Genomic DNA, 22,224 nt, shown 5'->3' with positions numbered 1-22,224 from the left:
TATAGAATCAAATGCTTTTGTTCTTTGTTTTTTTTAATGTTAACAGAATTTTTTGAAACTTTTTAAATGTCCTTTTTTCTATGTTTTTGGGATTCAGCTTCTAATGTTTTTTTGTTGTTTTTTTGTAAAATAAATCTCCTGCGTAATTAGGAAGTAAAATAATGTCTTGAAATTAAAGGTATAACAGTATATGAAATTTGGAATAATAAAAGAAAGTAAAAATCCTCCTGACAGAAGAGTAGTATTTTCTCCCGATGAATTAGTAAAGATCAAATCACTTTACCCCGAAATTACAATTGTAGTTCAAAGTTCGCCTGTAAGGGTATTTAGTGACTTAGAATATCAAAATGCAGGAATTGAGGTGGTGTCTGATATTAAAGATTGTGATGTGCTATTGGGAGTAAAAGAAGTTCCTGTAGAAAATTTGATTCCCAACAAATCGTATTTCTTTTTTTCGCATACTATCAAAAAACAGGTTCATAACAGAGGATTATTACGAGCCTTATTAGAAAAAAATATTGATTTCTATGACCATGAAACACTTGTAGATGCAAAAAATAATCGCCTTATTGGTTTTGGTCGCTATGCAGGAATGGTAGGTGCTTACAATAGTATTCGCGCTTTTGGGCTAAAATTTGAATTATATAAATTGCCTAAAGTGGAAACTCTTTCCGGGAAAGAAGATTTAATCCGTCATTTAAAAAGAATAGTTTTACCGCCAATAAAATTTGTTGTTACCGGAACGGGAAAAGTAGGAGGAGGAGTAAAAGAGATTTTGGATGCTATAAAAGTAAAACCGGTTACGGTGGATAATTATTTAACTAAGAATTATACGCAGCCTGTTTATGTTCAAATTGATGCTTTAGATTACAATAAAAGAAAAGACGGAGCTGTGTTAGAAATAGCCGATTTTTTTCAAAATCCTAAGGAATATGAAAGTAATTTTGAACGTTTTACAAAGGTTTCGGATATTGTAATTACAGGACATTTTTATGCGAATGAAGCGCCAAAGATTCTGACACAGCAAATGCTGCAATCCAAAGACTGTAAAATAAAAGTTGTTGCTGATATTTCCTGTGATTTAAACGGACCTATAGCCAGTACATTGAGATGCTCTACTATCGAAGAACCTTTTTATGGTTATTTACCCATAGAAAATAAGGAAGTTGATCTGTTTCATCCTGCAGCAATAGTGGTTATGGCAGTGGATAATCTGCCTTGTGCCTTACCTAAAGATGCCAGCGAAGGTTTTGGCGAAATGTTTCTGGAAAAAGTGATGCCTGCTTTTTTTGACGATGACAAAGATGGTGTTTTAGCTCGCGCAAAAGTAACTGAAAACGGTAAATTAACTCCTAGATTTAGTTATTTACAGGACTTTGTTAGTAATGGTGAATTGTAAATTGTAAATTGTTAATTATAAATGAAAAGAGCTTTCTATAAAAATGTAGAAAGCTCTTTTTTATGATAAAAACCTTAGGTGATTTACTTAACAACTAATAATTAATAATTCACCATTAACTCAAACCATATCTTCGGGTTTTACCCAGTTATCAAAATCTTCAGCAGTTACATACCCCAAACGAATGGCTTCTTCTTTAAGAGTGGTTCCGTTTTTATGTGCGGTTTGTGCGATTTCGGCGGCTTTGTAGTAACCAATTTTAGTGTTTAATGCAGTAACTAACATTAGTGAATTGTTTACTAATTCTTTTATACGTTTGTAATTAGGTTCAATCCCTTGGGCACAATGTTCATCAAAAGAACTGCAGGCATCTCCTAATAATCGCGCCGATTCCAGAAAGTTAGCGGCCATCATGGGTTTGAAAACATTCAGTTCATATTGTCCCTGCATACCGCCTACACTTATGGCTATATCATTTCCCATCACCTGAGCACAAACCATTGTTAAAGCTTCGCATTGCGTAGGATTTACTTTTCCCGGCATTATGGAAGAACCAGGTTCGTTTTCAGGAATCAGGATTTCGCCAATTCCAGAGCGTGGTCCCGAAGCCAGCATTCGGATATCATTGGCAATTTTGTTTAGAGAAACTGCCAGTTGTTTCAGTGCGCCATGTGATTCTACAATAGCGTCATGAGCGGCTAAGGCTTCAAATTTATTTTCGGCTGTTATAAATGGCAGTTCTGTAAACTGAGCAATATAATGGGCTACTTTCACATCATAACCTTCGGGTGTGTTTAATCCTGTTCCTACGGCAGTTCCTCCCAAAGCAATTTCCGATAAATGAGCTAAGGTGTTTTTAAGTGCTTTTAAACCGTGATTCAATTGCGCTACATAGCCCGAAAGTTCTTGTCCTAAAGTGAGCGGAGTGGCGTCCATCAAGTGTGTACGTCCTATTTTTACAACGTTTTTAAATTCTTTTGCTTTGGCATCTAATGTATTTCGCAATTTTTCAACTCCCGGAATAGTTGTGTTTACAATTGCTTTGTAAGCGGCAATATGCATGGCAGTAGGGAAGGTGTCATTAGAAGATTGTGATTTATTCACATCGTCATTGGCTTTGATGAATGGTTCTCCTTCGCCAATTTCAAATCCTTTCAGTACTTGTGCTCTGTTAGCAATCACTTCATTTACGTTCATATTGCTTTGTGTTCCGGAACCGGTTTGCCAAATAACCAACGGAAATTGATCGTCTAATTTTCTTTCTAAAATTTCATCGCATACTGTGGCAATGGCATCTCTTTTTTCGGTGCTCAAAACCCCTAAATCACAATTAGTATAAGCTGCGGCTTTTTTTAAATATGCGAAACCCATTATGATTTCCTTTGGCATCGAAGCCGGAGCGCCTATTTTAAAGTTATTTCGGGAACGTTCTGTTTGTGCTCCCCAGTATTTATCGGCTGGGACTTGTACTTCGCTCAGTGTATCTTTTTCAATTCGGAATTTCATAATATTATTTACTTTTAATTTTTTAAAAAAAATTGCTTTTTGAAATGGAGTATCCTAGCCCTGATGGAAACGTCATCCTTTTATGTCTTTCTTTAAGACATAAAAGATACAGTGGACAGCAGGAAACAGCTTCCGGAAATCAAAATAAACCTTAAATGTACGGATAAATGTATTTTTATGAAAATTGAGTGTGGTTTTTATTGCTAAGAAAAAAATTAACTGTTACATTTGTGGCTACATTCAAAATTCCGGAAAACATGTTTGAATTTTCACAGTATTTAGGCTTTTTACTTTTCTTAACCATCCTTACAATGGGATTCTGGTTAATGTTCTTTCTAGTTAGTTTCGTATCCTATTGGGTAGGAGGTGCTACATGGGAAAGATTCAAAGAAAAGAGAGCAAAAAAACAACAGTCACTATAAGTATTGATTGTTAAATAAAAAAGGATTCGCTTTCACGAATCCTTTTTTTATGCAAAGCTGTTTAAAAAAAAAAGACTCGTTTTTGGCGAGTCTTTTTTAGTCGTATTATCCTGGGAATTCTCCGCCTCCGGCATCATCACCATTATTATTTTTAGGCATATTTTTATCTTTGTCTGTTTTCTTCATATTCAGACGATATGTAAACGACAGGTTAATTTGTCTTTTTCTCCATTGAAATTCACTGTATGACATCACACTTTCCAGATTAGTTTGTGATTTCATTCTTCTCGAATTAAAAACATCACTGATATTGAAAGCAATAGTAGCGTTGTCTTTTAAAATGTCTTTGCTAAAAGCAGTGTTCACCACATAATTTCCTAAACTTTTTCCCTGAGCGGTATTTCTTGGACCAAAATACATTCCGGATAATTGCCAGTCAATTTTGAACGGAAGTGTCAAACGAGAGTTTACTCTTGAAAACCAGGAGAAAGTTTCATTGTTTAAGTTTTGCGTTATTTCTTCATTATTTATGTTTGTATAAGTATAATTTCCTGTCGTTTTTGTATTAGCAAGATTGAAACTACTGTTGATTTTCCAAACCTTAAACGGACTGTAATTTAAAGTAAATTCGAAACCGAATTGCTGTTCCTTAGCTAAATTGATTGGGCTGCTTAATATTACCGGATTGTCTCCTACGTAATCTCCTGTTTCAGTACGTACAAAAGAGAATACATCTTTAGTATTTTCAAAATACATAGAAGTACTAAAAGTTACTTTTTCCCATTTTTTTAGATAACCCAAGTCAAATTTATCAGTAAATGATGGATCTAAATCAGGATTTCCTCTAAACAAATTGATATTACTGGAATAGTTAGTCGCAGGATTTAGGAAACGTCCTCTGGGTCTGGACAAACGTTTACTATAGCTTAAGGAAACACTACTTTCATCGGATATTTCATAGTTTACAAAGGCACTAGGGAAAAAATTGTTGTATTTCTTAGTATTGAAATTATTTGTGTCTAATAAATTAACATCGATTTGAGTGTCTTCCCAACGTAAACCAAATAAGTAAGAGAATTTGTTAACTTTAAAACCATATTGTGTATATAAAGCATTGATGCGTTCATTGTATTCTAAGGTGTTCGAAAGAAAACCTTCTATAGGGCTTCCTGTATCATCAGTATTCACGCTGTAATTACTATCCAGGTTGTTAAAGTTTCCTTTGTAACCTGCTTCAAACTGACTGCCTTCACCAATCGGTAATACGTAATCAGCCTGTATCTGATATTGTTTCTGTTTTTGATTGTTTAAAGTTTCATCAAAAGTAGCGGGATTTCCGCTATAAATGGTTTCGTCAGTAATTATTGAACTTTCATTATCTCTGTCAGTTGAATATGAAAAGTCTATCGTTAATTTATGACCTTCATCGTTGAAGTTTTTCAGAAAATTAGAAGCATATTCTAAATCTTTTCCATTGTCATCTCCTTCGCTTAAACGGTAGCGTGTTGATACAAAGTTATTATTTGCATCAAAGGAATTGTAGTTTACTAAATCATTATTTGAACCTCTGCTGTCTCGATAACTGATTGCATTAGTCCAGTAAGTATTAGGAGCCACAGTCCATTCTACTCCTGTTCTTGTAGAAATTCCTTTTCGGATACGTTCTGTATTTTTGTCTTCATAATTGTATCCAATGATTTCCTTAGTTTCTCTGTTTAAATTAGTCGAATTAGTAAAACCTGTTCCTTCACTTGTTCTGTAATCGTACCCTGTAGAAGTAAAGAAATTTAATTTTTCGGTTTTATAATTCAAATTAGCACTTGCCCCATAAGTTTCAGGATTTCCAATTGAAGCAATAAAACTTCCGTTGAAACCAAGGTTTTTTCCTTTTTTCAAAACAATGTTTAGAATTCCAGCACCACCTTCTGCATCATAACGTGCCGATGGATTAGTGATAACTTCAACTTTATCAATAGCGTCAGCCGGAATTTGGCGTAAAGCCTCAGCCATATTTAAAGAGTTAGAAGGACGACCGTCAATAAAAATACGTACGTTTTCGTTTCCACGTAAACTTACGTTTCCTTCCACATCAACAGTTACCGAAGGTACGTTTTCAAGTACATCGCTTACTGTTCCTCCTTTTACAATCATATCCTGACCTACATTGTAGACTTTTTTGTCCAGCTTAATTTCAACCGTTGATTTTTCAGCCCGAATAACTACTTCGTCTAATTGTGCAGCATCTTCAACAAGGGCGATTGTTCCTAAATCGGTATTTTTTTGAAGATCTTTTTGGTTGAATTCAATGGCTTTAAAAGAAATGAATTCTATTTTTATATTGTAAATTCCGGGAGTTACTTCGATAGAAAAATTACCTTTTGAGTTGGTAATTCCGCCAGTAATTGCTTTTGGATTTTTTGAATCTGTAATTGTTACTGTGGCGTATTCAAGAGGTTGTTTGCTTACTTTTTCAATTACAGTCCCTGAAATTTTTACTTTTTCTTTTGCAGGTTCCGTCACAGGATCTCCTGTTGAAGCAAAGCTGCTTAGGCAGGTAAAAAAGAAAGTGAGACTTAAAATGAATCTTAATGGTTGTCGCATTTTTATTTTTTTTTAATGTTTTTTGGTAGGAGTCTAAAAAAGGAAGATGGTTTAAGCTCTATATATTAAAATAATGTTAAAGTAAAGAGCTGTCTTTAAAAAAAGCGTCGATTTTATCAGTCTCGCGAGCTATAATTGCTTCATTTCCTCTGATAATAATCGGTCTTTCAATTAAAATAGGGTAATCAATCATTGCCTGAATAATTGCTTTATCGGTCATTTTGATGTTTTTAAAATTTTCAATCCAGACTTTTTCTTTTTGGCGTACTAACTCAACAGGCTTTAAATGGAGTTTTTTAAGTAAATCTTTAATTTGTTCTGCATCAGGTGTTTCTTCCAGATATTTGATGATTTTATACTCCTGATTTGTATTTTCTAAAAATGCCAGACAGTTTCTTGATTTTCCGCAACGCGGATTATGATAAACTTCAATCATTTGAATAGTTTGTTAAGATTTAAAATAAAAGAGGTATTTTCGAGGTACAAAAATAGCCTTTGAAAGTTTAATAGTATTACTTTAATTCATAAAATAAATGTTTATAGAGCAGGGAATTCATTCGGAAAATAGATTTTGGAAATATTTATTGGGTTCGTTACTCATTATATTTGCTTCTTTTATGGGGCAAATTCCTTTATTACTGGCTGTAATTGCAAAGATTTTTATCAGTGGGGAAAGCTATCCGGCAACGAATGCGGAAATAATGCATTTTTTTGAACCCAATCTCACTTTCTTTTTAATTCTGATTTCATTTGTATTTGCTTTTACAGCAATCTGGTTAGTTGTTAAATTTTTGCATAAGCAAACGTTACTGTCAGTGACTACTTCCAGAAAAAAAGTAGACTGGAACAGAGTCTTCTTTTCTTTTGGGATCTGGGCTGTTTTTTCAGTTGTGTCAACATTTATTTTTTATTTGTTCAATCCCACTTTGTATGTGCTGAATTTTAAACCCATTCCGTTTGCAGTTTTATTGCTGATTGCTGTTGCGCTGGTTCCTGTTCAGACCAGTACAGAGGAATATATTTTCAGAGGTTATTTAATGCAGGGATTTGGTAATCTGGCTAAGAATAAATGGTTTCCTCTAGTGATGACATCATTGATATTTGGTGGGATGCATCTTTTTAATCCTGAAGTTTCAAAAATAGGCAATATCATTTTTGTCTATTATATAGGAACCGGATTGTTTTTAGGAGTTATTACTTTAATGGATGAGGGAATGGAATTAGCCTTGGGGTTTCATGCAGCAAATAATCTCATTGGAGCTTTATTAATCACCTCTGACTGGTCAGCTTTTCAGACCGATTCCATTTTTAAAGATTTATCAGAACCTCAGACCGGCTATGATATTATTTTGCCGGTTGTAGTGGTTTATCCAGTGCTTTTATTTATATTTAGTAGAAAATACCGCTGGTATAACTGGAAAGAAAAACTCACAGGAAGCATCAATGTAAACCAATAATCATGAAAAAAGTTACCTATAAAAACATTCACAATTTTTTTAAATTCAACGGTGTCCATTTAAATAATAAGGAGTTACAAATTGCAGCTTATTACTTGATTAAAGAAGGCACTGAATATGAAAAATCAATGGGTGATTTTTTGCTGGACTGGTTTGATGAAAAATCTTATATTGATTTACAGACTTCCGGAACCACAGGAATTCCTAAACTTATCAGAAAAAATAAGCAGGCATTGGTAAATTCGGCATTAGCAACGGGGGATTTTTTTGGTTTAAAACCCGGAGATACTGCTTTATGTTGTTTACCTGTACAGTTTATAGCCGGAAAAATGATGCTGGTCAGAAGTTTTATTTTAGGATTAGCCATAGATGTGGTAGAACCAACTTCAAATCCGCTGGCAAACCTGAACAAAAATTATGATTTTGCAGCGATGGTACCACTTCAGATTGAAAATTCATTAACCGAACTACATAAAGTAAAAAAACTTATCATTGGCGGAGCTAAACTCAATGATTCTCTGGTAAAAAAGCTAGTAAATACTAATTCAACAGCTTATGAAACCTATGGAATGACCGAAACAATTACTCATATTGCAGCTAAAAAAGTGGGAGAACAGGCGTTTTCTGTCCTGCCTCATGTTAGTATTTATCAAAATGAAAAAGACTGTTTAGTTATTAATGCACCGTTAGTGAGTGAGGAGCATTTGTTTACAAATGATTTGGTAGAACTGCTTAATGAGAGACAATTTGTACTTTTGGGACGTATTGATAATGTGGTAAACAGCGGTGGAATAAAACTTATTCCGGAGCAAATAGAAGATAAACTTGCAGACAAAATTAACTCTGCTTTTTTCATAGGCGGTATTCCTGACGCAGTTTTAGGAGAAAAATTAGTATTAGTTGTCGAGGGAAAAAAACAAGAGATTGCTGAATCTGTGTTTGCTGTTTTAGCTAAATTTGAAAAACCAAAAGAAATATTTTTTGTTCCGGTATTTGAAAAGACAGCCAGCGGAAAAATAAAAAGAAAAGCAATTTTAAAGGCTCTGGAATAATTTTATTTATGTTCTATAATTTCAGATTTTAATTTATCTGCTTGTAGTATTCCAATTTTTTTATTGACAATTTTAATGGCGTTTTCTTTTTTCAGGCTGGACAGAATCCTTGTTACCTGTTCATCAGTAGTTCCGGCAAAATCGGCGATTTCTTTTCTTGAAAGATTGATATTGAGTAAATTGTTTGTATGACCAAATTTTTTAAGTAAGTACAATAAAATGTCAATTACACGTTCGCGAACATTCATTTGGGCAATTTTTTTGACTCTGTTTTCGCTTTTATTTAATTCTTCAGCGTAAAAAAGCATCATGTCATAAGTAAATTCCGGAATTGATTTTAGAATGGCATGCATGATATCATTGCTGAAATTACATAATACCGTATCTTCAATTGCTGAAGCCGCAATCAAGTAGCGGTTACTTGTTCCAAATCCTCTAAATCCTAAAGTATCTCCATCAGTAGTAAGGCGAACTATTTGTTCTTTACCGTAAATTCCCGTTTTTAAAACCTTTACTTTTCCTTTATAAATAAAATACAAGCCTTGAATAGGAGCACCTTCAATCATGAATTGTTGTCCTTTTTTACAGGTATAATTGGTTTTCTCCAATACAAAATCCTGCATTTTTTCCAGATGTAAATGTTTTTTTATAAAACAATTGCTGTTGATGCAACTGCTGCAATCAGTAGTAATTCCTCTCATTTGTGCATTATTTGATGAGTTGAACTCAGGTTTGAATGGAACAAATGTATTTAAAAAATAAGTATTAATACTTATTTTGAAGATTAAATTACTTGGTTTTAAGTGTTTTTATTGATTTGAAAATTGATGAGCTGCTTTTTATCAGAATCTTATTTTTTGGATTAAAAATCAATCATATTATTACTGTTGTTTACAATTGTTCCAACTCTTCATACATTTTTAATAATTGTGTAACCGTATTCCAATTCCGGATTGTAGCAGTAAGATTGAGCTTTTTTTCAATATATTTTTGATCCAGTCTGGTTTTTCCAGCAGAAACCGCATATTTGATGAAGATTTTATTTTGGTCAATATGAACTTCATCAGGTTTAACAGCACTCATTTTGAGGTCGTGAATACGGTCTTTATGCAATTCCATGGATACAAAAGCAACATAAAGTTTCTTAGTATCAGGATTGTTTTCCTGTAGAAAAAGATTGTTTTTTTGACAGGCTTCTAAATCTGATTTGTTAATCACCACAACAGGAACATCATGTCCAAAAGTCTTAAAAATCTCCTGTTTGATTTTGAAACCTACGGCGGCAGGGTTTTCTTCTTCGGTAGTTACAAATACATTTCCTGTTTGGATATAGGTTTTTACATTTGTAAACCCCATATTTTCAAGCATTTTTTGCAAAGCATCCATTTTTATCATGTTGTGCCCGGAAACATTAATCCCGCGAAGTAAAGCCAGATGTGTAGTCATTCTTAATATTTTAAATATTTATTGTAAAAGTAAATCAAGTTGGCTCATATCATCAAATAATGGAATATTCATTTGCTGTAAAGCGTCTAAATTAGCATGATTAGTAAAACCAAAAACGTCAAAACCTCCTGTTAAAGCTGCCTGAACTCCCGCCGGACTGTCTTCTATAACCACGCAGTCTTTAACTTTAAATCCCATAGTTTTAGCTGCATGCAGATAAAGTTCGGGATTGGGTTTCCAGCTGTTAATATCGTAGGCACTAAAAATATTTCCTTCGAACCTATCGATTAATTTAGTTGTTGTTAAGTTCAGTCTTATTTTATCAGCAGGACCATTAGAAGCTACAGCTATTGGAACATCAATTTTGGCTAGCAGTTCATGAATTCCTTTAATTGGTTTCAATTCTTTCTGAAAAGCATTAAAAGTACAGGTTCTGAATTCTTCTTCAAAAGTGTCAGGTAATTTTTTTTTGGCTAATTCAGCAATATAATCAAAACAAAATTGCAGGGATTTTCCTAAGAATAATTGGTGCGCTTCGGTTTCATCCAGGATTGCTCCGTGAATTTTAGCCATGTTTACTAAAGTGCCAATAGAAATGGCTTCGCTGTCTACCAGAACTCCGTCACAATCAAAAATGATACATTTGTATTTCATGTTTTTTTCCTTCAACTATAAAAGTTCAATTAATTCTAATGGGTGACTGATGATGGATTGAGCGCCTTCGGACAATAATTCTTCTTCCGGGCGGTATCCCCAAGTAACCCCTACAGCATACATCTTAGCATTTTTAGCGGTTTGCATGTCAATATCAGAATCACCAACATAAAGAACTTCTTCGGTAGTACATTCTAAATCATGACAGATTCTGATAGCTGCTTCGGGATTTGGTTTCTTGGTAGCCTCACTTTTCAAACCTGCTACGATGTCAAAATAATCAGGAAATAAAGTAAGACCAATTTTTTTAGTCAGTTCGTCAGCTTTATTCGATAAGATAGCCATTTTGATATTTCTGGATTTTAGTTCTTCTAAAAGTTCGACAATTCCTTCATAAACAATCGTTTTATTAGTACAATTGTCTCTATAGTGAAGCATCATGTCTTGAAAAAACTTTTCGATATTTTCTTCATTTCTATGTGATTCCGGAAGCGCTTTGGTGACTAAAACCCGAAGACCACTACCTATAAAATTATTAATCACTTCATAACTATGAGTAGGTAACTGATTTTCCTGAAGCACCTTATTTATAGAATCGGCAATGTCAATTAGAGAGTTTACAAGTGTTCCGTCCAGGTCGAATAGTACTGCTTTAAATTTCATTTTTTATTTAGTATCAATGTGCGTAATGATGCAAAGATAGAAAACAGAAAATAGAAGGCAGAATTTAGAATAAAGAAAGCGATGAATAGAAGCTAGAGAAAAGATTAAAGACTGTTACTTTATGTGAAATAATTCCTAAGACTTTCATTACTAACATTATGGGCTTTTTTTGTTAATAACTACTTTTAGTTATTCTCAATATCGAAATTCTTTTTATTAAATTTGAATATAACAAAGTATGTGATGTTACATATTACTAAACAAATGCATTATGAGCAGTACTAGAAAGACCATAATTAAGTTTACAAGCAAACGAGTTTGTTTCGAATATCTTTCAACGGTTACAAATTCTACAAATTCTAAAGAAATTCTACTTTCTAGCTTAAAAAGAGTAGTGGTGAAATTTCTAAAGTTTCTCTCAATAATTATTATTAAAAATATTCCTCAAATACATTTTTTATGGCTGTTAATTAAAAGCATATTTTTTCTTTTATTAATAGAAGCAATATAATATAACTGTTTGTCAGTTTAATTATTGGATTATCCAACCGTTTTAAGAATTAAACTTAGTGAACCTTTGTCTCTTCTTGGTGAATCTTTGTGTAATGAACTAATCTCGTAAAGTTATTTTTTATCAACCACAATTCGGTTTTCTCTATTGGCTAATTCCCAAATAATAGTAAAAGCAAGTTGGGCTCTCTTAGTTAATGCATCGTATTCGATTTTGTCAGGGGTATCTGTTTTTCGATGATAATCTGCATGAGTGCCGTTGAAAATAAAAACAGCGGGAATACCATTTTTAGCAAAATTATAATGGTCAGAACGGCGGTAAAAATTATTCGGATCGTTTAGTGCATTGTATTTGTAATCTAAATCGAGATGAATATATTTTTCATTTACTGTTTTGCAAATTTCATCCAGTTCACTCGAGAGTCTATCGGCACCAATGAGGTATACATAATTGTTAGAATTAGCATGGGCATCGTCACGGCGACCTATCATGTCAATATTGACATTAGCAACGGTATTTTTTAAAGGAAAAACAGGGTTTTCGCTGTAATATCTCGAACCGTGTAAACCGTGTTCTTCACCCGTAACATGAAGGAATAAAACGGAACGCTTTGGTCCATGTCCGTTTTTTTTAGCTAGTTGAAAGGCTTGTGCAATTTCCAATAAGGCTACGGTTCCGGAACCATCATCATCGGCGCCATTAAAAACAGCCCCGTTTTTAGTTCCCACATGATCGTAATGTGCGGAAATCACAACTACTTCATCTGGTTTTTCTGTTCCTTCAATATAAGCCCAGATATTTTCAGAATCGGGTAGATTTTCGTTTTTCTTCGCATTCAAAAATGCTGCTGGAATGTGTTGGTAATAATTTTTAGCTCCTTTTGGAAATGTAATTTTATCTTTTTGATACTGACTAATGAGATATTTTCCGGCTCTTTTTTGTCCAATAGATCCTGTTTCTCGTCCTTCCATAGAATCATTAGCTATAATGTACAGATGTGTTTTTAATTCATCAGGGGTAATGCTATTCGTGTATTTTGTTGGTTTGTAAATGTTTTTAGAGCTTATTTCTTTTGTTCCCTGGCATGAAGCCAAACAACTAAAGACAAGAAGGAGTAATGTTTTTTTCATGATATAAATGCGAGCCATTAAATCGGTCTTATTACAAATATCTGAAAATTAATTAAATAATGATACGGATTATTTTTCTACTTAAAAAAACTTTAATTTGTTGTTTCAGGATGTTTACAAATTCATGCTTAGCAAAGTAATTTTAGCTGATTTTGCTCTTAGGATAAGGTTTTGATAGGCAATAAAATATGCGTAATTTTGTAGACTTAGAATATAATATACATAACATGGAACAAATGCAACAAATACTATCTTCAAAATCAGAAGCCTTAATCAATAAAGAAAATAATTATGGTGCTCATAATTACCATCCATTACCAGTAGTTCTTGAAAAAGGAGAAGGAGTGTTTGTTTGGGATGTAGACGGGAAAAAATATTATGATTTTTTATCGGCCTATTCCGCAGTGAATCAAGGACATTGTCATCCTAAAATTGTTGGTGCAATGGTGGAGCAGGCGCAAAAGCTAACTTTAACGTCTCGAGCTTTTTATAATGACCAATTGGGAGTTTACGAAGAATATGTTACTAAGTATTTTGGTTTTGATAAAGTTTTGCCAATGAATACTGGTGCAGAAGCTGTTGAAACCGCTTTAAAATTGTGTAGAAAATGGGCTTATGAGGTAAAAGGAATTGCCGAAAATCAAGCTCAGATTATTGTTTGTGAAAATAATTTCCACGGTAGAACAACCACAATTATTTCTTTTTCTAATGATGAAACGGCTCGCAAGAGTTTCGGACCTTTTACCGAAGGTTTTATAAAAATTGAATATGATAATCTGGGTGCTTTAGAAAAAGTATTAGAATCCTCTAAAAATATTGCTGGATTCTTGGTAGAACCGATTCAGGGGGAAGCCGGAGTTTATGTGCCTAGCGAAGGTTTTTTGGCAAAAGCCAAAGCCTTATGCGACAAACACAATGTTTTATTTATTGCCGATGAGGTGCAAACAGGTATTGCACGTACAGGAAAATTATTAGCAGTTCATCATGAAAATGTTCAGCCAGACATCCTCATTTTAGGAAAAGCCTTGTCGGGTGGTGTGTATCCGGTTTCGGCTGTTTTGGCTAATAATAATATTATGAATGTTATTAAACCAGGACAACACGGATCTACTTTTGGAGGAAATCCTGTAGCTGCGGCGGTTGCTATTGCAGCATTACAAGTCATAAAAGAAGAAAAATTAGCCGAAAATGCTGAGCGTTTAGGAGTAATTTTGAGAAAAGGCTTGAACGAAATTGCTGCTAAGAATCCTTTGATAACCTTAGTAAGAGGAAAAGGATTATTGAATGCAATTGTGATTGATTGTGATGAAGAATCGGATTTAGCTTGGGAAATTTGTTTAAAATTCCGCGATTATGGTTTGCTTGCAAAACCAACTCATGGAAACAAAATCCGTTTGGCTCCGCCATTAGTAATCACCGAAAATCAAATACAGGACTGTCTTTCTATAATTGAAAAAGCATTAAACGATTTTAAATAAAAAAATTATGGATCGGGTTGTAAAGTTGATAAAAAACCGTTCGGATATTGGTGGAGGAACGCGTGGTTCTGATTTAGGAGTTGACGCATTAGAAATTGCTGCCATTAATCGGGGCAGCGAGTATTTTAATCAGTTTACTTATGAAGATATAAAAACGCATAACGAAACTATTTATGATAAAACCCGAAATGCATTTGCTAAAAGAATCGAATTTGTTTTAGAGCAATGTACGCGTGTTTCTTATACGATAAAGCGCACTTTGGAAGCTCATTTTTTACCCATTGTTTTGTCTGGAGATCATTCGTCGGCATTGGGAACCATAAGTGGAATAAAAGCGGTTTATCCGCATAAAACTTTAGGAGTTATCTGGATTGATGCTCACGCTGATTTGCATTCACCTTATACCTCTCCATCCGGAAATATTCATGGAATGCCTTTGGCGGCAGCCTTAGCAGTCGATAATTTAAAATGCCAGATTAACGAAGTCATTCCGGAAACCCAACAACATTGGGAAGAGATGAAAAATATAGGTGTTGAAGGAGCTAAGATTGATCCGGAGCATTTAATTTATTTTGGTGTTCGTGATACTGAAGAAGCAGAAGATCAGCAAATGACCGAAATGGCTATAAAGAATTTCAGAGTAGATGAGGTTCGTTATAAAGGTTTGGAGCTTTGTGTTGAAAGAGCTTTGTCACAATTAGCGAATTGTGATATGATTTATATTTCGTTTGATGTGGATTCGCTGGATTGTGACTTAATTTCTAATGGTACCGGAACGCCTGTTTCTAAAGGTTTTGACCAATATGAAGCAATCGCTATCATAAATCAGATTATTGCTTCGAGAAAAGTAATCTGTATTGAATTTTGTGAAATCAATCCACTTTTGGATACCAAAGGAAATAAGATGGCAGAGACTGCTTTTGAAGTTTTAGAACAAATAACATCAAGTTTGATTTTGCCTTTTGAGTAGGGTTTTAGCCGTTTTTGAACCACAAATAATAGTATTTATGTTCTAAGTGCTGTTTTAGTTTTAGTAAATTATAACAAAAAACAGTAAAATATTTGTTTTTTCGCAATTTATACGCTGTTAATCACAAATTGTATATTTCTGTTATTTTAAGTATTAATTTCGATACGTATTTTATATAATTACTTATATTTGCATAAGTATTTATACTTAGTTTTAAAAATTAAGTTTTATGATTCAAGTAGCCGAAGCATTAAAAATAATAGAAGAGAATAGTGTTCAAATGCCCATCTCAAAAATCAAAGTGAGTAAATCACTTGGTTATGTTTTGGCTGAAGCTGTTTATGCTCCCATAAATATGCCTCCTTTCCGTCAGTCGGCGATGGATGGATACGCATTTACTTACAGTGAATTGGCACAATTTGAAGTGGTAAATACGTCCCAAGCAGGCGATTTTTTAGAGGATAAAATCCAAAAAAATCAAGCGGTTCGCATTTTTACAGGCGCTTTTGTTCCTGATGATACAGATACTGTGGTCATGCAGGAGCATACAAGAGTAACCGATAATTTGTTACAAATTGAAAAAATGCCATTGCCTGGTGCTAATGTAAGAGCTAAGGGCGAGCAAATTAAAAAAGGCGAGTTAGTACTTGATGCTAATACCGTAATTACTCCTGCAGCTATTGGTTTTTTAGCCTGTTTGGGGATTAATAAAATCAAAGTATATGAAAAGCCTAAAGTAGCTATTTTGGTTACTGGAAACGAATTGGTTTCAGCCGGAAAAAAATTACCCAAAGGGAAAATTTATGAAAGCAATTCGGTAATGCTGGAAGCGGCTTTAAAAACAATCGGAATTAAAAAGACCACGGTTTTTAAAGTAAAAGATAGTTTGAAAAAGACAAAAATGGTCATTGAAAGTTGTCTTTCTAATTTTGATGTGGTCTTGATTTCGGGAGGAATTTCGGTAGGAGATTACGATTATGTCAAAGAAGCTTTATTGAAAAATGGTGTAACCGAGTTGTTTTATAAAATCAATCAAAAACCAGGGAAACCTTTGTTTTTTGGTCGGAAAGAAAACAAATTAGTGTTTGCTTTACCTGGAAATCCAGCTTCGTCATTGACTTGTTTTTATGTGTATGCTATACCGGCTTTAAAAAAGTTAATGGGATTTGAAGCAGTGCATTTGCCGGAAACAAAAAGAAAAATAAATACAGCTTTTAAGAATACATCCGGAAAGACTTTGTTTTTAAAGGCCTTGTATGATGATGAAAAAGTAACGGTTTTAGAAAGTCAAAGTTCAGCAATGCTAAATACTTTTTCTATTGCCAATGGCTTGATAGTGGTTCCGGAGAATGTAACTGCACTTGAAGCCAATGATGAAGTAACGGTTTTGCCTTTTAATTGATTTAAAAATGGAAAAACTAACCTTATCCATTCTTTGTGGCGGTAAAAGTAGCCGAATGCAATCGGAAAAAGGATTGGTGCTTTTTCAGGAAACGCCATTTATTGAGCATATTATTAAAGCGGCTTTGCCTCTTGTTGATGAAATACAATTAGTGACCAATACATCTCATTATGATTATTTGTCCTATAAAAAAATAAAAGATATTGAATTAGATAAAGGACCGGTTGGCGGAATTTATTCGGCTTTGGTTCATTCAGATTCAGAAAATAATTTAATATTAAGTTGCGATATTCCGCTGATTTCAACGGAATTATTATCCGAATTGGTAATAAAGCATCAATCGAATTTTGAAGTTTCTGTTTTTTCAGATGCCAATAAAATTCACCCTTTAATTGGAATGTATTCGAAAAGAATTATTCCAATTTTGAAAAAGGCTATTGAAGAGAATGATTTAAAAATGATGCACTTGTTAGAAAAAGTAAATCATCAGATAATAAAAGTTGCAGGAGAACGAAATGAGCAGTTTAAAAATGTGAATTCGCTCGCGGAATTAAAGGAATTGAATACCAAAAATTGAAGATTATGAAAAATGCTAACACACCAAGGTTGACAATTGTAGGAGCTGGTCCTGGCGATGTGGAATTGATTACCATAAAAGCCATAAAAGCCATTGGAGATGCTGATGTAATCCTTTATGATGCATTAGTAAATGAGGATTTATTGCAATATGCGGCAGAAGGAACAGAGATTGTTTTTGTAGGAAAGCGTTTTGGTTGTCATGCGTACACTCAGGATCAAATCAATGAATTGATTGTAGTAATGGGTAAAAAGCACGGTCATGTAGTACGATTAAAAGGTGGAGATCCGTTTGTTTTTGGCAGAGGAAGTGAAGAAATTGAATTTGCTCAAAAACACGGTTTGTTAACGGCCATTGTTCCAGGGATTTCTTCTTCTTTAGGAGTTCCTGCTTCTAATGGAATTAGTTTAACACAACGCGGAATTTCAGAAAGTTTTTGGGTGATTACCGGAACTACTTCGGCACATAAATTATCTACAGATGTTAGTTTAGCCGCTCAATCATCTGCAACTGTAGTGATTTTGATGGGGATGCATAAATTAGACGAAATTGTGGCTATCTATCAAAACAACAGAACTGATGATTTGCCGGTAGCTATTATTCAAAACGGGACAAAAGACACACAGAAAAAAGTAATAGGAACAGTAAGTTCTATCAGTAAATTAGTGGCTGAACACCAATTGTCATCACCTGCAATTATTGTAATAGGTGAAGTGGTAAAACACGCTTCTGAATTGGCTGTTTTTACTAAAGAAGGATATAGTGATGACGAATTTATTTTTCAAAATCTAAACGTAACGGAATAATGCTAAATGTAAAATATTTTGGCGCAGTTGCCGAGAAAACGCAAGTTTTAGGAGAAACGCTTCCCTTGTCTAATTTATCCTTGCAGGAATTAGTGGATGAGTTGGAACAAAAATATGATTTGACTTCGCTTTCTTATAGTATTGCAGTCAATCAAAAATTGGTTCAGGACAAAAACAGCTACATGTTAATGAGTAATGATGTTGTGGCTTTGTTGCCTCCATTTGCAGGAGGGTAAAAGGCACAATTTTCTAATTGGGTAACAATTATGCGATACAATAGACAAATTATACTTCCTGAAGTAGGCGAAAAAGGCCAGGAAAAATTAAACCAAGCCAAGGTTTTAATCATTGGTGCTGGTGGTTTGGGCGCGGCAATTTTACCGTATTTAGCAGCAGCCGGAATTGGAGAAATAGGTATTATTGATGATGATACTATTGATATTAGCAATTTACAACGTCAGGTTATTTATAAAAGTACTGCTATTGGAAAATCCAAAGTACTAGAGGCTAAAGCGATGGCGGAATCTTTAAATCCGAGTATTCAAATTAATGCCATTACCGATACTTTAAACGCTAAAAACGCGATTTCTTTATTTGAATATTATGATATTATGGTGGATGCAACTGATAATTTGCACACCAAATATTTAATTAATGACGCTTGTGTGGTAACCAATAAACCATTTGTTTACGGTTCAGTTTATAAGTTCCAAGGACAGGTTTCGGTTTTTAATTATCAAAACGGACCTACGTATCGTTGTCTTTTTCCAAATGAGGCTGCGCACAGTCAAAATTGTGTAGACGCCGGAGTTATGGGGATTTCGGTTGGAATCATTGGGATGTTTCAGGCAAATGAAGTTTTGAAAATGGTTCTGGAAACAGGAAAAGTACTTTCGGGCGAATTGTTGATTTACAATATGCTTAACAACGACCAGCAAAAATTTGATTTGAATAGAACGGAAGTGTCTTCAATCAGTCGATTGGATTTCGAAAAAAAATACGATTCTGTTTTAGAGATTTCAGCCAAAGAAGCTTTAGAACAAATAGATAATCCGGATGTTGTTTTTCTGGATGTTCGCAATGAAACCGAATTGCCAAAAATGAGTTGGGATAGTATCCAAATTCCACTTTCTGATTTAGAAAATAATTTAGAAAAATTAGATTTAAACAAAACGATATTGGTGTATTGCCAATCGGGAATAAGAAGTAAAGCAGCAGTTGAGCTTCTTAAAAAATATGCTTTCCCAAAAGTACAAAGCATTGCAGGTGGAGCATTAAAATTACAAGAAGCTATAGCTAATAGTGCTATTTCAATTTAAAAATCACCAATTATATTGTTTAAAAATCTGCGAATCTGCGGTTAAATATAAAAAAATGAGTAAAAAAGTTTTCATAGAAGGAGCAATTTCTCCGGAATTTATAGCTGATTCCATTGTCAAACATCAGGGCAAGCATAGCATTGGTGCGCATAATATTTTCTTAGGTCAGGTTCGCGCTGATATTCATGAAGAAAATGTAGTTAAAGCAATTGAATATACCGCTTACGAAGAAATGGCTAACGATGCTCTGTCAGTAATTAGAGAAAGAGCTTTTGCTGAATTTGATTTGGTTTGCATGCATATTTATCACAGTTTAGGTGTGGTTAAAGCTGGCGAAATTTGCTTGTTTGTTTTTGTTTCTGCGGGACATAGAACTCAGGTTTATGAGGCTACAGAAGCAATCGTCAACTGGATTAAAACGGAAGTACCTATCTTTGGGAAAGAAATATTTGAGAATGAAGATTTCATTTGGAAACAAAATAAATAATAATGGTTGATATTACCCATAAAATAAGTACGTTACGTTCGGCAACAGCCATGGCAACAGTCAAAGTGAGTTTGCCGGAAACGATTGAAGCTATTGAGAAAAATTTAGTTCCCAAAGGCAATGTGCTTGAAATGGCTAAAACTGCTGGTTTATTTGCAGTTAAAAACACCCATTTATCCATTCCTGATTGTCACCCGTTGCCTATTGAATATACGGCGGTGGATTATGAAATCAAGGATTTAACAATTGATATTTTGTTTACGGTAAAAACCGTTTATAAAACAGGTGTTGAGGTCGAAGCCATGCACGGTGCATCAATTGTAGCTTTGACCATGTATGATATGTTGAAACCGATTGATAAAAATATCGAAATATCAACTATTAAATTAGTAGAGAAAAAAGGTGGAAAATCATCGTATAAAAATAAATTCCGTGATGTATTGCAAGCAGCTGTGTTTGTTTGTTCGGATTCAATTTTTGCTGGAGAAAAAGAAGATCGTTCGGGTAGGGTTATAGTCGAAAAATTGGAATCATACGGAGTTGCAACTTCGCATTACGAAATCATTCCTGACGAAATTGATATTATTCAGGATAGAACTAAGAAATATGCTGCCAATAACCAATTGGTTATTTTTACTGGCGGTACCGGACTTTCGCCAAGAGATGTTACGCCCGAAGCATTAGAGCCTTTACTGGAAAACAGAATTCCGGGTATCGAGGAAGCGATTCGCAATTACGGACAGGATAGAATGCCTTATGCCATGTTATCACGCTCGGTTGTTGGAACTTTGGGAGATACATTAGTGATGGCTTTGCCCGGTTCCGTAAATGGTGCCAAAGAATCTATGGATGCTGTTTTTCCACATGTTCTGCATGTTTTTCACATCCTAAAAGGGAGTAATCATGATACCAAATAACACCATATTAACGGATTATTTTGGACGTAATCACAACTATTTGCGCATTTCTTTAATTGAGAAATGCAATTTACGTTGTACGTATTGCATGCCTGCTGAGGGAATTGCATTATCTCCTAAAAAGGATTTAATGACCGCCGATGAGGTTTTTGTTATTGCCCAAACATTTGTAAATAATGGCGTTAATAAAATTAGATTGACAGGAGGCGAACCACTTTTGCGAAAAGATTTTCCTGAAATTATTGAAAAACTGACTCAATTAGAAACGGAAATTTCCATTACTACAAACGGAATTCTAATTGATCGACATATTGACGTTTTAAAACAATTTAATGTCAAGAAAATCAATTTGAGTTTAGATACTTTAGTTCCAACCAAATTCAATACGATTACGCTTCGCAATCAGTTTGAAAAAGTAATTGATAATTTGCATTTACTTTTAAACAACGAATTTAAGGTGAAAATTAATGTGGTTTTGATTAAAGGATTTAACGATAATGAAATCATTGATTTTATAAATCTAACCCAATTTTTACCGATTTCCATCCGTTTTATAGAATTCATGCCTTTTGCGGGAAACGAGTGGGATAGGAGTAAAATGGTTTCTCAATCAGAAATTCTAGACAAACTTTCGGCTCATTTTTCGGAATCCAATTTAGAGAAATTAGATGATGAAAAAAACTTCACCGCCAGAGAATTCAAGATAAAGGATTATTTGGGAAGCTTTGGCATCATTAGTTCTATTACTAATCCGTTTTGCGATGGCTGTAACAGAATTCGCCTTACGGCAAATGGTAAAATCAAGAATTGCTTGTTTTCCAATTCAGAAACTGATTTATTGACTCCTTTTAGAAATGGTGAAGCGATAGAAAATGTGATTGCTTTAGCTATTAAAAACAAAAAGAAAGTAAGAGCAGGAATGACAACACTTCAGGACGTTGATAATCCTCTTTTAAATCAGGACAATCGCTCTATGATTGCGATAGGGGGCTAAATGTTTATTTGATTTTAATAATAAAAAAGAAAGACTAATCCTGTTGGTTAGTCTTTCTCTTTTATAGCTATTCTTATTTTTGGATTAGCTATAATGTATTTAACAATTGGAAACTACATCAAATAGTTTCACGTTTACTGTTCTTTCTTTATCATTTTTTAACTCTGATTACTGTTTGGAATTTCATTTTGCATTAAAAAAACCGTTGGTATAAAAAGTTTCGTTGGATTTTACGCATTCATTTTAATGATTTTTCCATCTTGTATAGTAATCCAATTTGTTTACCGTTGGTGCTACTTTGAATAAATTCTAACCGGTATCAGTGCTTCCCTTTTGGGCTCTTTTTTTCCGAAGTTTAAATTTAATAACGTACAAAAAAGAGTGATAAAGCTGGTTGTTTGTTTCAATATTCTTTTTTTAAGTTAATAAATCA

The 22,224-nt window shown here is 33.9% G+C and carries 21 protein-coding genes; 13 read left to right on the top strand and 8 right to left on the bottom strand.

The features are described 5' to 3' along the window. Window positions 1-190 precede the first annotated feature (190 nt). Complete coding sequence (locus tag ACSV4D_RS14805) at window positions 191-1,399, top strand: NAD(P)-dependent oxidoreductase (protein ID WP_439228860.1); 1,209 nt, start codon at window positions 191-193, stop codon at window positions 1,397-1,399. A 120-nt stretch (window positions 1,400-1,519) separates the two neighbouring features. Here the strand turns inward: ACSV4D_RS14805 and fumC are convergent, their stop codons facing one another. The 3 genes from fumC to arsC form a co-directional block, all read right to left on the bottom strand. Further along, window positions 1,520-2,905, bottom strand: a complete 1,386-nt coding sequence (gene fumC / locus ACSV4D_RS14800; protein ID WP_439228859.1) for a class II fumarate hydratase — start codon at window positions 2,903-2,905, stop codon at window positions 1,520-1,522. A gap of 527 nt (window positions 2,906-3,432) precedes the next feature. Next, a complete protein-coding gene (locus ACSV4D_RS14795) occupies window positions 3,433-5,928 on the bottom strand; it encodes a TonB-dependent receptor domain-containing protein (RefSeq protein WP_439228858.1) in 2,496 nt (831 codons plus the stop codon). 76 nt (window positions 5,929-6,004) lie between these two features. Then, window positions 6,005-6,364 carry an arsenate reductase (glutaredoxin) gene (gene arsC, locus ACSV4D_RS14790; protein WP_439228857.1) on the bottom strand — a complete coding sequence of 120 codons (360 nt, stop codon included), beginning with the start codon at window positions 6,362-6,364 and terminating at the stop codon, window positions 6,005-6,007. Window positions 6,365-6,461: 97 nt separating this feature from the next. Here arsC and ACSV4D_RS14785 point away from each other — a divergent pair, with 97 nt between their 5' ends. Together ACSV4D_RS14785 and ACSV4D_RS14780 are read left to right on the top strand one after the other, a co-directional pair. Next, window positions 6,462-7,385 (top strand): lysostaphin resistance A-like protein, encoded by a 924-nt coding sequence (locus tag ACSV4D_RS14785; protein ID WP_439228856.1) that lies wholly within the window; start codon window positions 6,462-6,464, stop codon window positions 7,383-7,385. A gap of 2 nt (window positions 7,386-7,387) precedes the next feature. Next, on the top strand, window positions 7,388-8,437 hold the full coding sequence (locus tag ACSV4D_RS14780) for an AMP-binding protein (RefSeq protein ID WP_439228855.1): 1,050 nt from the start codon (window positions 7,388-7,390) through the stop codon (window positions 8,435-8,437). A 2-nt stretch (window positions 8,438-8,439) separates the two neighbouring features. On the opposite strand, the gene ACSV4D_RS14775 is transcribed toward ACSV4D_RS14780, so the two are convergent. The 5 genes from ACSV4D_RS14775 to ACSV4D_RS14755 all read right to left on the bottom strand — a co-directional run bounded on the left by ACSV4D_RS14775 (window position 8,440) and on the right by ACSV4D_RS14755 (window position 12,841). Then, complete coding sequence (locus ACSV4D_RS14775; protein WP_408078926.1) at window positions 8,440-9,138, bottom strand: Crp/Fnr family transcriptional regulator; 699 nt, start codon at window positions 9,136-9,138, stop codon at window positions 8,440-8,442. A gap of 190 nt (window positions 9,139-9,328) precedes the next feature. Next, the gene (locus ACSV4D_RS14770) at window positions 9,329-9,883 is read right to left on the bottom strand and encodes a DUF1697 domain-containing protein (RefSeq protein ID WP_408078928.1); all 555 of its coding nucleotides are present in this window, start codon (window positions 9,881-9,883) and stop codon (window positions 9,329-9,331) included. Between the two features lie 18 nt (window positions 9,884-9,901). Beyond that, window positions 9,902-10,537: an HAD family hydrolase gene (locus ACSV4D_RS14765; protein WP_439228854.1), complete on the bottom strand. Its 636-nt coding sequence runs from the start codon at window positions 10,535-10,537 to the stop codon at window positions 9,902-9,904. Between the two features lie 15 nt (window positions 10,538-10,552). Next, on the bottom strand, window positions 10,553-11,200 hold the full coding sequence (locus tag ACSV4D_RS14760) for an HAD family hydrolase (RefSeq protein ID WP_439228853.1): 648 nt from the start codon (window positions 11,198-11,200) through the stop codon (window positions 10,553-10,555). A 624-nt stretch (window positions 11,201-11,824) separates the two neighbouring features. Beyond that, window positions 11,825-12,841 (bottom strand): M28 family peptidase, encoded by a 1,017-nt coding sequence (locus ACSV4D_RS14755; RefSeq protein ID WP_439228852.1) that lies wholly within the window; start codon window positions 12,839-12,841, stop codon window positions 11,825-11,827. A gap of 227 nt (window positions 12,842-13,068) precedes the next feature. On the opposite strand from ACSV4D_RS14755, the gene rocD reads away from it, so the two are divergent. The 10 genes from rocD (at window position 13,069) to moaA (ending at window position 21,791) form a co-directional block, all read left to right on the top strand. Next, window positions 13,069-14,319, top strand: a complete 1,251-nt coding sequence (gene rocD / locus ACSV4D_RS14750; RefSeq protein WP_439228869.1) for an ornithine--oxo-acid transaminase — start codon at window positions 13,069-13,071, stop codon at window positions 14,317-14,319. 7 nt (window positions 14,320-14,326) lie between these two features. After that, a complete protein-coding gene (locus tag ACSV4D_RS14745; protein WP_408078936.1) occupies window positions 14,327-15,289 on the top strand; it encodes an arginase in 963 nt (320 codons plus the stop codon). 229 nt (window positions 15,290-15,518) lie between these two features. Then, window positions 15,519-16,691, top strand: coding sequence for a molybdopterin molybdotransferase MoeA (locus tag ACSV4D_RS14740; protein WP_439228851.1), 1,173 nt, complete (start codon window positions 15,519-15,521; stop codon window positions 16,689-16,691). Window positions 16,692-16,698: 7 nt separating this feature from the next. Continuing rightward, window positions 16,699-17,268 (top strand): molybdenum cofactor guanylyltransferase, encoded by a 570-nt coding sequence (locus ACSV4D_RS14735; protein WP_439228850.1) that lies wholly within the window; start codon window positions 16,699-16,701, stop codon window positions 17,266-17,268. Window positions 17,269-17,273: 5 nt separating this feature from the next. Then, the gene (cobA, locus tag ACSV4D_RS14730) at window positions 17,274-18,074 is read left to right on the top strand and encodes a uroporphyrinogen-III C-methyltransferase (protein WP_439228849.1); all 801 of its coding nucleotides are present in this window, start codon (window positions 17,274-17,276) and stop codon (window positions 18,072-18,074) included. Next, the gene (locus ACSV4D_RS14725; protein ID WP_439228848.1) at window positions 18,074-18,310 is read left to right on the top strand and encodes a MoaD/ThiS family protein; all 237 of its coding nucleotides are present in this window, start codon (window positions 18,074-18,076) and stop codon (window positions 18,308-18,310) included. The genes cobA and ACSV4D_RS14725 overlap by 1 nt, the downstream gene beginning before the upstream one ends. Window positions 18,311-18,340: 30 nt before the next feature. Continuing rightward, window positions 18,341-19,393, top strand: a complete 1,053-nt coding sequence (gene moeB, locus ACSV4D_RS14720; protein ID WP_439228847.1) for a molybdopterin-synthase adenylyltransferase MoeB — start codon at window positions 18,341-18,343, stop codon at window positions 19,391-19,393. Between the two features lie 55 nt (window positions 19,394-19,448). Next, a complete protein-coding gene (locus ACSV4D_RS14715; protein ID WP_439228846.1) occupies window positions 19,449-19,880 on the top strand; it encodes a molybdenum cofactor biosynthesis protein MoaE in 432 nt (143 codons plus the stop codon). A gap of 2 nt (window positions 19,881-19,882) precedes the next feature. Further along, window positions 19,883-20,797, top strand: coding sequence for a bifunctional molybdenum cofactor biosynthesis protein MoaC/MoaB (moaCB, locus tag ACSV4D_RS14710; protein WP_439228845.1), 915 nt, complete (start codon window positions 19,883-19,885; stop codon window positions 20,795-20,797). Further along, a complete protein-coding gene (moaA, locus tag ACSV4D_RS14705; RefSeq protein ID WP_439228844.1) occupies window positions 20,784-21,791 on the top strand; it encodes a GTP 3',8-cyclase MoaA in 1,008 nt (335 codons plus the stop codon). The genes moaCB and moaA overlap by 14 nt, the downstream gene beginning before the upstream one ends. The last annotated feature ends 433 nt before the right edge of the window (window positions 21,792-22,224 follow it).

Source organism: Flavobacterium sp. ARAG 55.4, assembly GCF_051846875.1.
In the GTDB taxonomy this organism is placed as follows: Bacteria; Bacteroidota; Bacteroidia; order Flavobacteriales; family Flavobacteriaceae; genus Flavobacterium; species Flavobacterium plantiphilum.
Note: the sequence above shows the minus strand (reverse complement) of the source record. Positions and strands in the feature narration are given on the sequence as shown.

What these genes read in the sequence shown, in the direction of transcription:
- moaCB (WP_439228845.1), top strand. Translation starts at nt 19,883, where the DNA reads ATGGTTGATATTACCCATAAAATAAGTACGTTACGTTCGGCAACAGCC.
- ACSV4D_RS14725 (WP_439228848.1), top strand. Translation starts at nt 18,074, where the DNA reads ATGCTAAATGTAAAATATTTTGGCGCAGTTGCCGAGAAAACGCAAGTT.
- ACSV4D_RS14775 (WP_408078926.1), bottom strand. Translation starts at nt 9,138, where the DNA reads ATGAGAGGAATTACTACTGATTGCAGCAGTTGCATCAACAGCAATTGT.
- ACSV4D_RS14765 (WP_439228854.1), bottom strand. Translation starts at nt 10,537, where the DNA reads ATGAAATACAAATGTATCATTTTTGATTGTGACGGAGTTCTGGTAGAC.
- ACSV4D_RS14770 (WP_408078928.1), bottom strand. Translation starts at nt 9,883, where the DNA reads ATGACTACACATCTGGCTTTACTTCGCGGGATTAATGTTTCCGGGCAC.
- rocD (WP_439228869.1), top strand. Translation starts at nt 13,069, where the DNA reads ATGGAACAAATGCAACAAATACTATCTTCAAAATCAGAAGCCTTAATC.
- fumC (WP_439228859.1), bottom strand. Translation starts at nt 2,905, where the DNA reads ATGAAATTCCGAATTGAAAAAGATACACTGAGCGAAGTACAAGTCCCA.
- arsC (WP_439228857.1), bottom strand. Translation starts at nt 6,364, where the DNA reads ATGATTGAAGTTTATCATAATCCGCGTTGCGGAAAATCAAGAAACTGT.
- ACSV4D_RS14780 (WP_439228855.1), top strand. Translation starts at nt 7,388, where the DNA reads ATGAAAAAAGTTACCTATAAAAACATTCACAATTTTTTTAAATTCAAC.
- ACSV4D_RS14735 (WP_439228850.1), top strand. Translation starts at nt 16,699, where the DNA reads ATGGAAAAACTAACCTTATCCATTCTTTGTGGCGGTAAAAGTAGCCGA.
- cobA (WP_439228849.1), top strand. Translation starts at nt 17,274, where the DNA reads ATGAAAAATGCTAACACACCAAGGTTGACAATTGTAGGAGCTGGTCCT.
- moaA (WP_439228844.1), top strand. Translation starts at nt 20,784, where the DNA reads ATGATACCAAATAACACCATATTAACGGATTATTTTGGACGTAATCAC.
- ACSV4D_RS14805 (WP_439228860.1), top strand. Translation starts at nt 191, where the DNA reads ATGAAATTTGGAATAATAAAAGAAAGTAAAAATCCTCCTGACAGAAGA.
- ACSV4D_RS14740 (WP_439228851.1), top strand. Translation starts at nt 15,519, where the DNA reads ATGATTCAAGTAGCCGAAGCATTAAAAATAATAGAAGAGAATAGTGTT.
- ACSV4D_RS14745 (WP_408078936.1), top strand. Translation starts at nt 14,327, where the DNA reads ATGGATCGGGTTGTAAAGTTGATAAAAAACCGTTCGGATATTGGTGGA.
- ACSV4D_RS14715 (WP_439228846.1), top strand. Translation starts at nt 19,449, where the DNA reads ATGAGTAAAAAAGTTTTCATAGAAGGAGCAATTTCTCCGGAATTTATA.
- moeB (WP_439228847.1), top strand. Translation starts at nt 18,341, where the DNA reads ATGCGATACAATAGACAAATTATACTTCCTGAAGTAGGCGAAAAAGGC.
- ACSV4D_RS14755 (WP_439228852.1), bottom strand. Translation starts at nt 12,841, where the DNA reads ATGAAAAAAACATTACTCCTTCTTGTCTTTAGTTGTTTGGCTTCATGC.
- ACSV4D_RS14760 (WP_439228853.1), bottom strand. Translation starts at nt 11,200, where the DNA reads ATGAAATTTAAAGCAGTACTATTCGACCTGGACGGAACACTTGTAAAC.
- ACSV4D_RS14785 (WP_439228856.1), top strand. Translation starts at nt 6,462, where the DNA reads ATGTTTATAGAGCAGGGAATTCATTCGGAAAATAGATTTTGGAAATAT.
- ACSV4D_RS14795 (WP_439228858.1), bottom strand. Translation starts at nt 5,928, where the DNA reads ATGCGACAACCATTAAGATTCATTTTAAGTCTCACTTTCTTTTTTACC.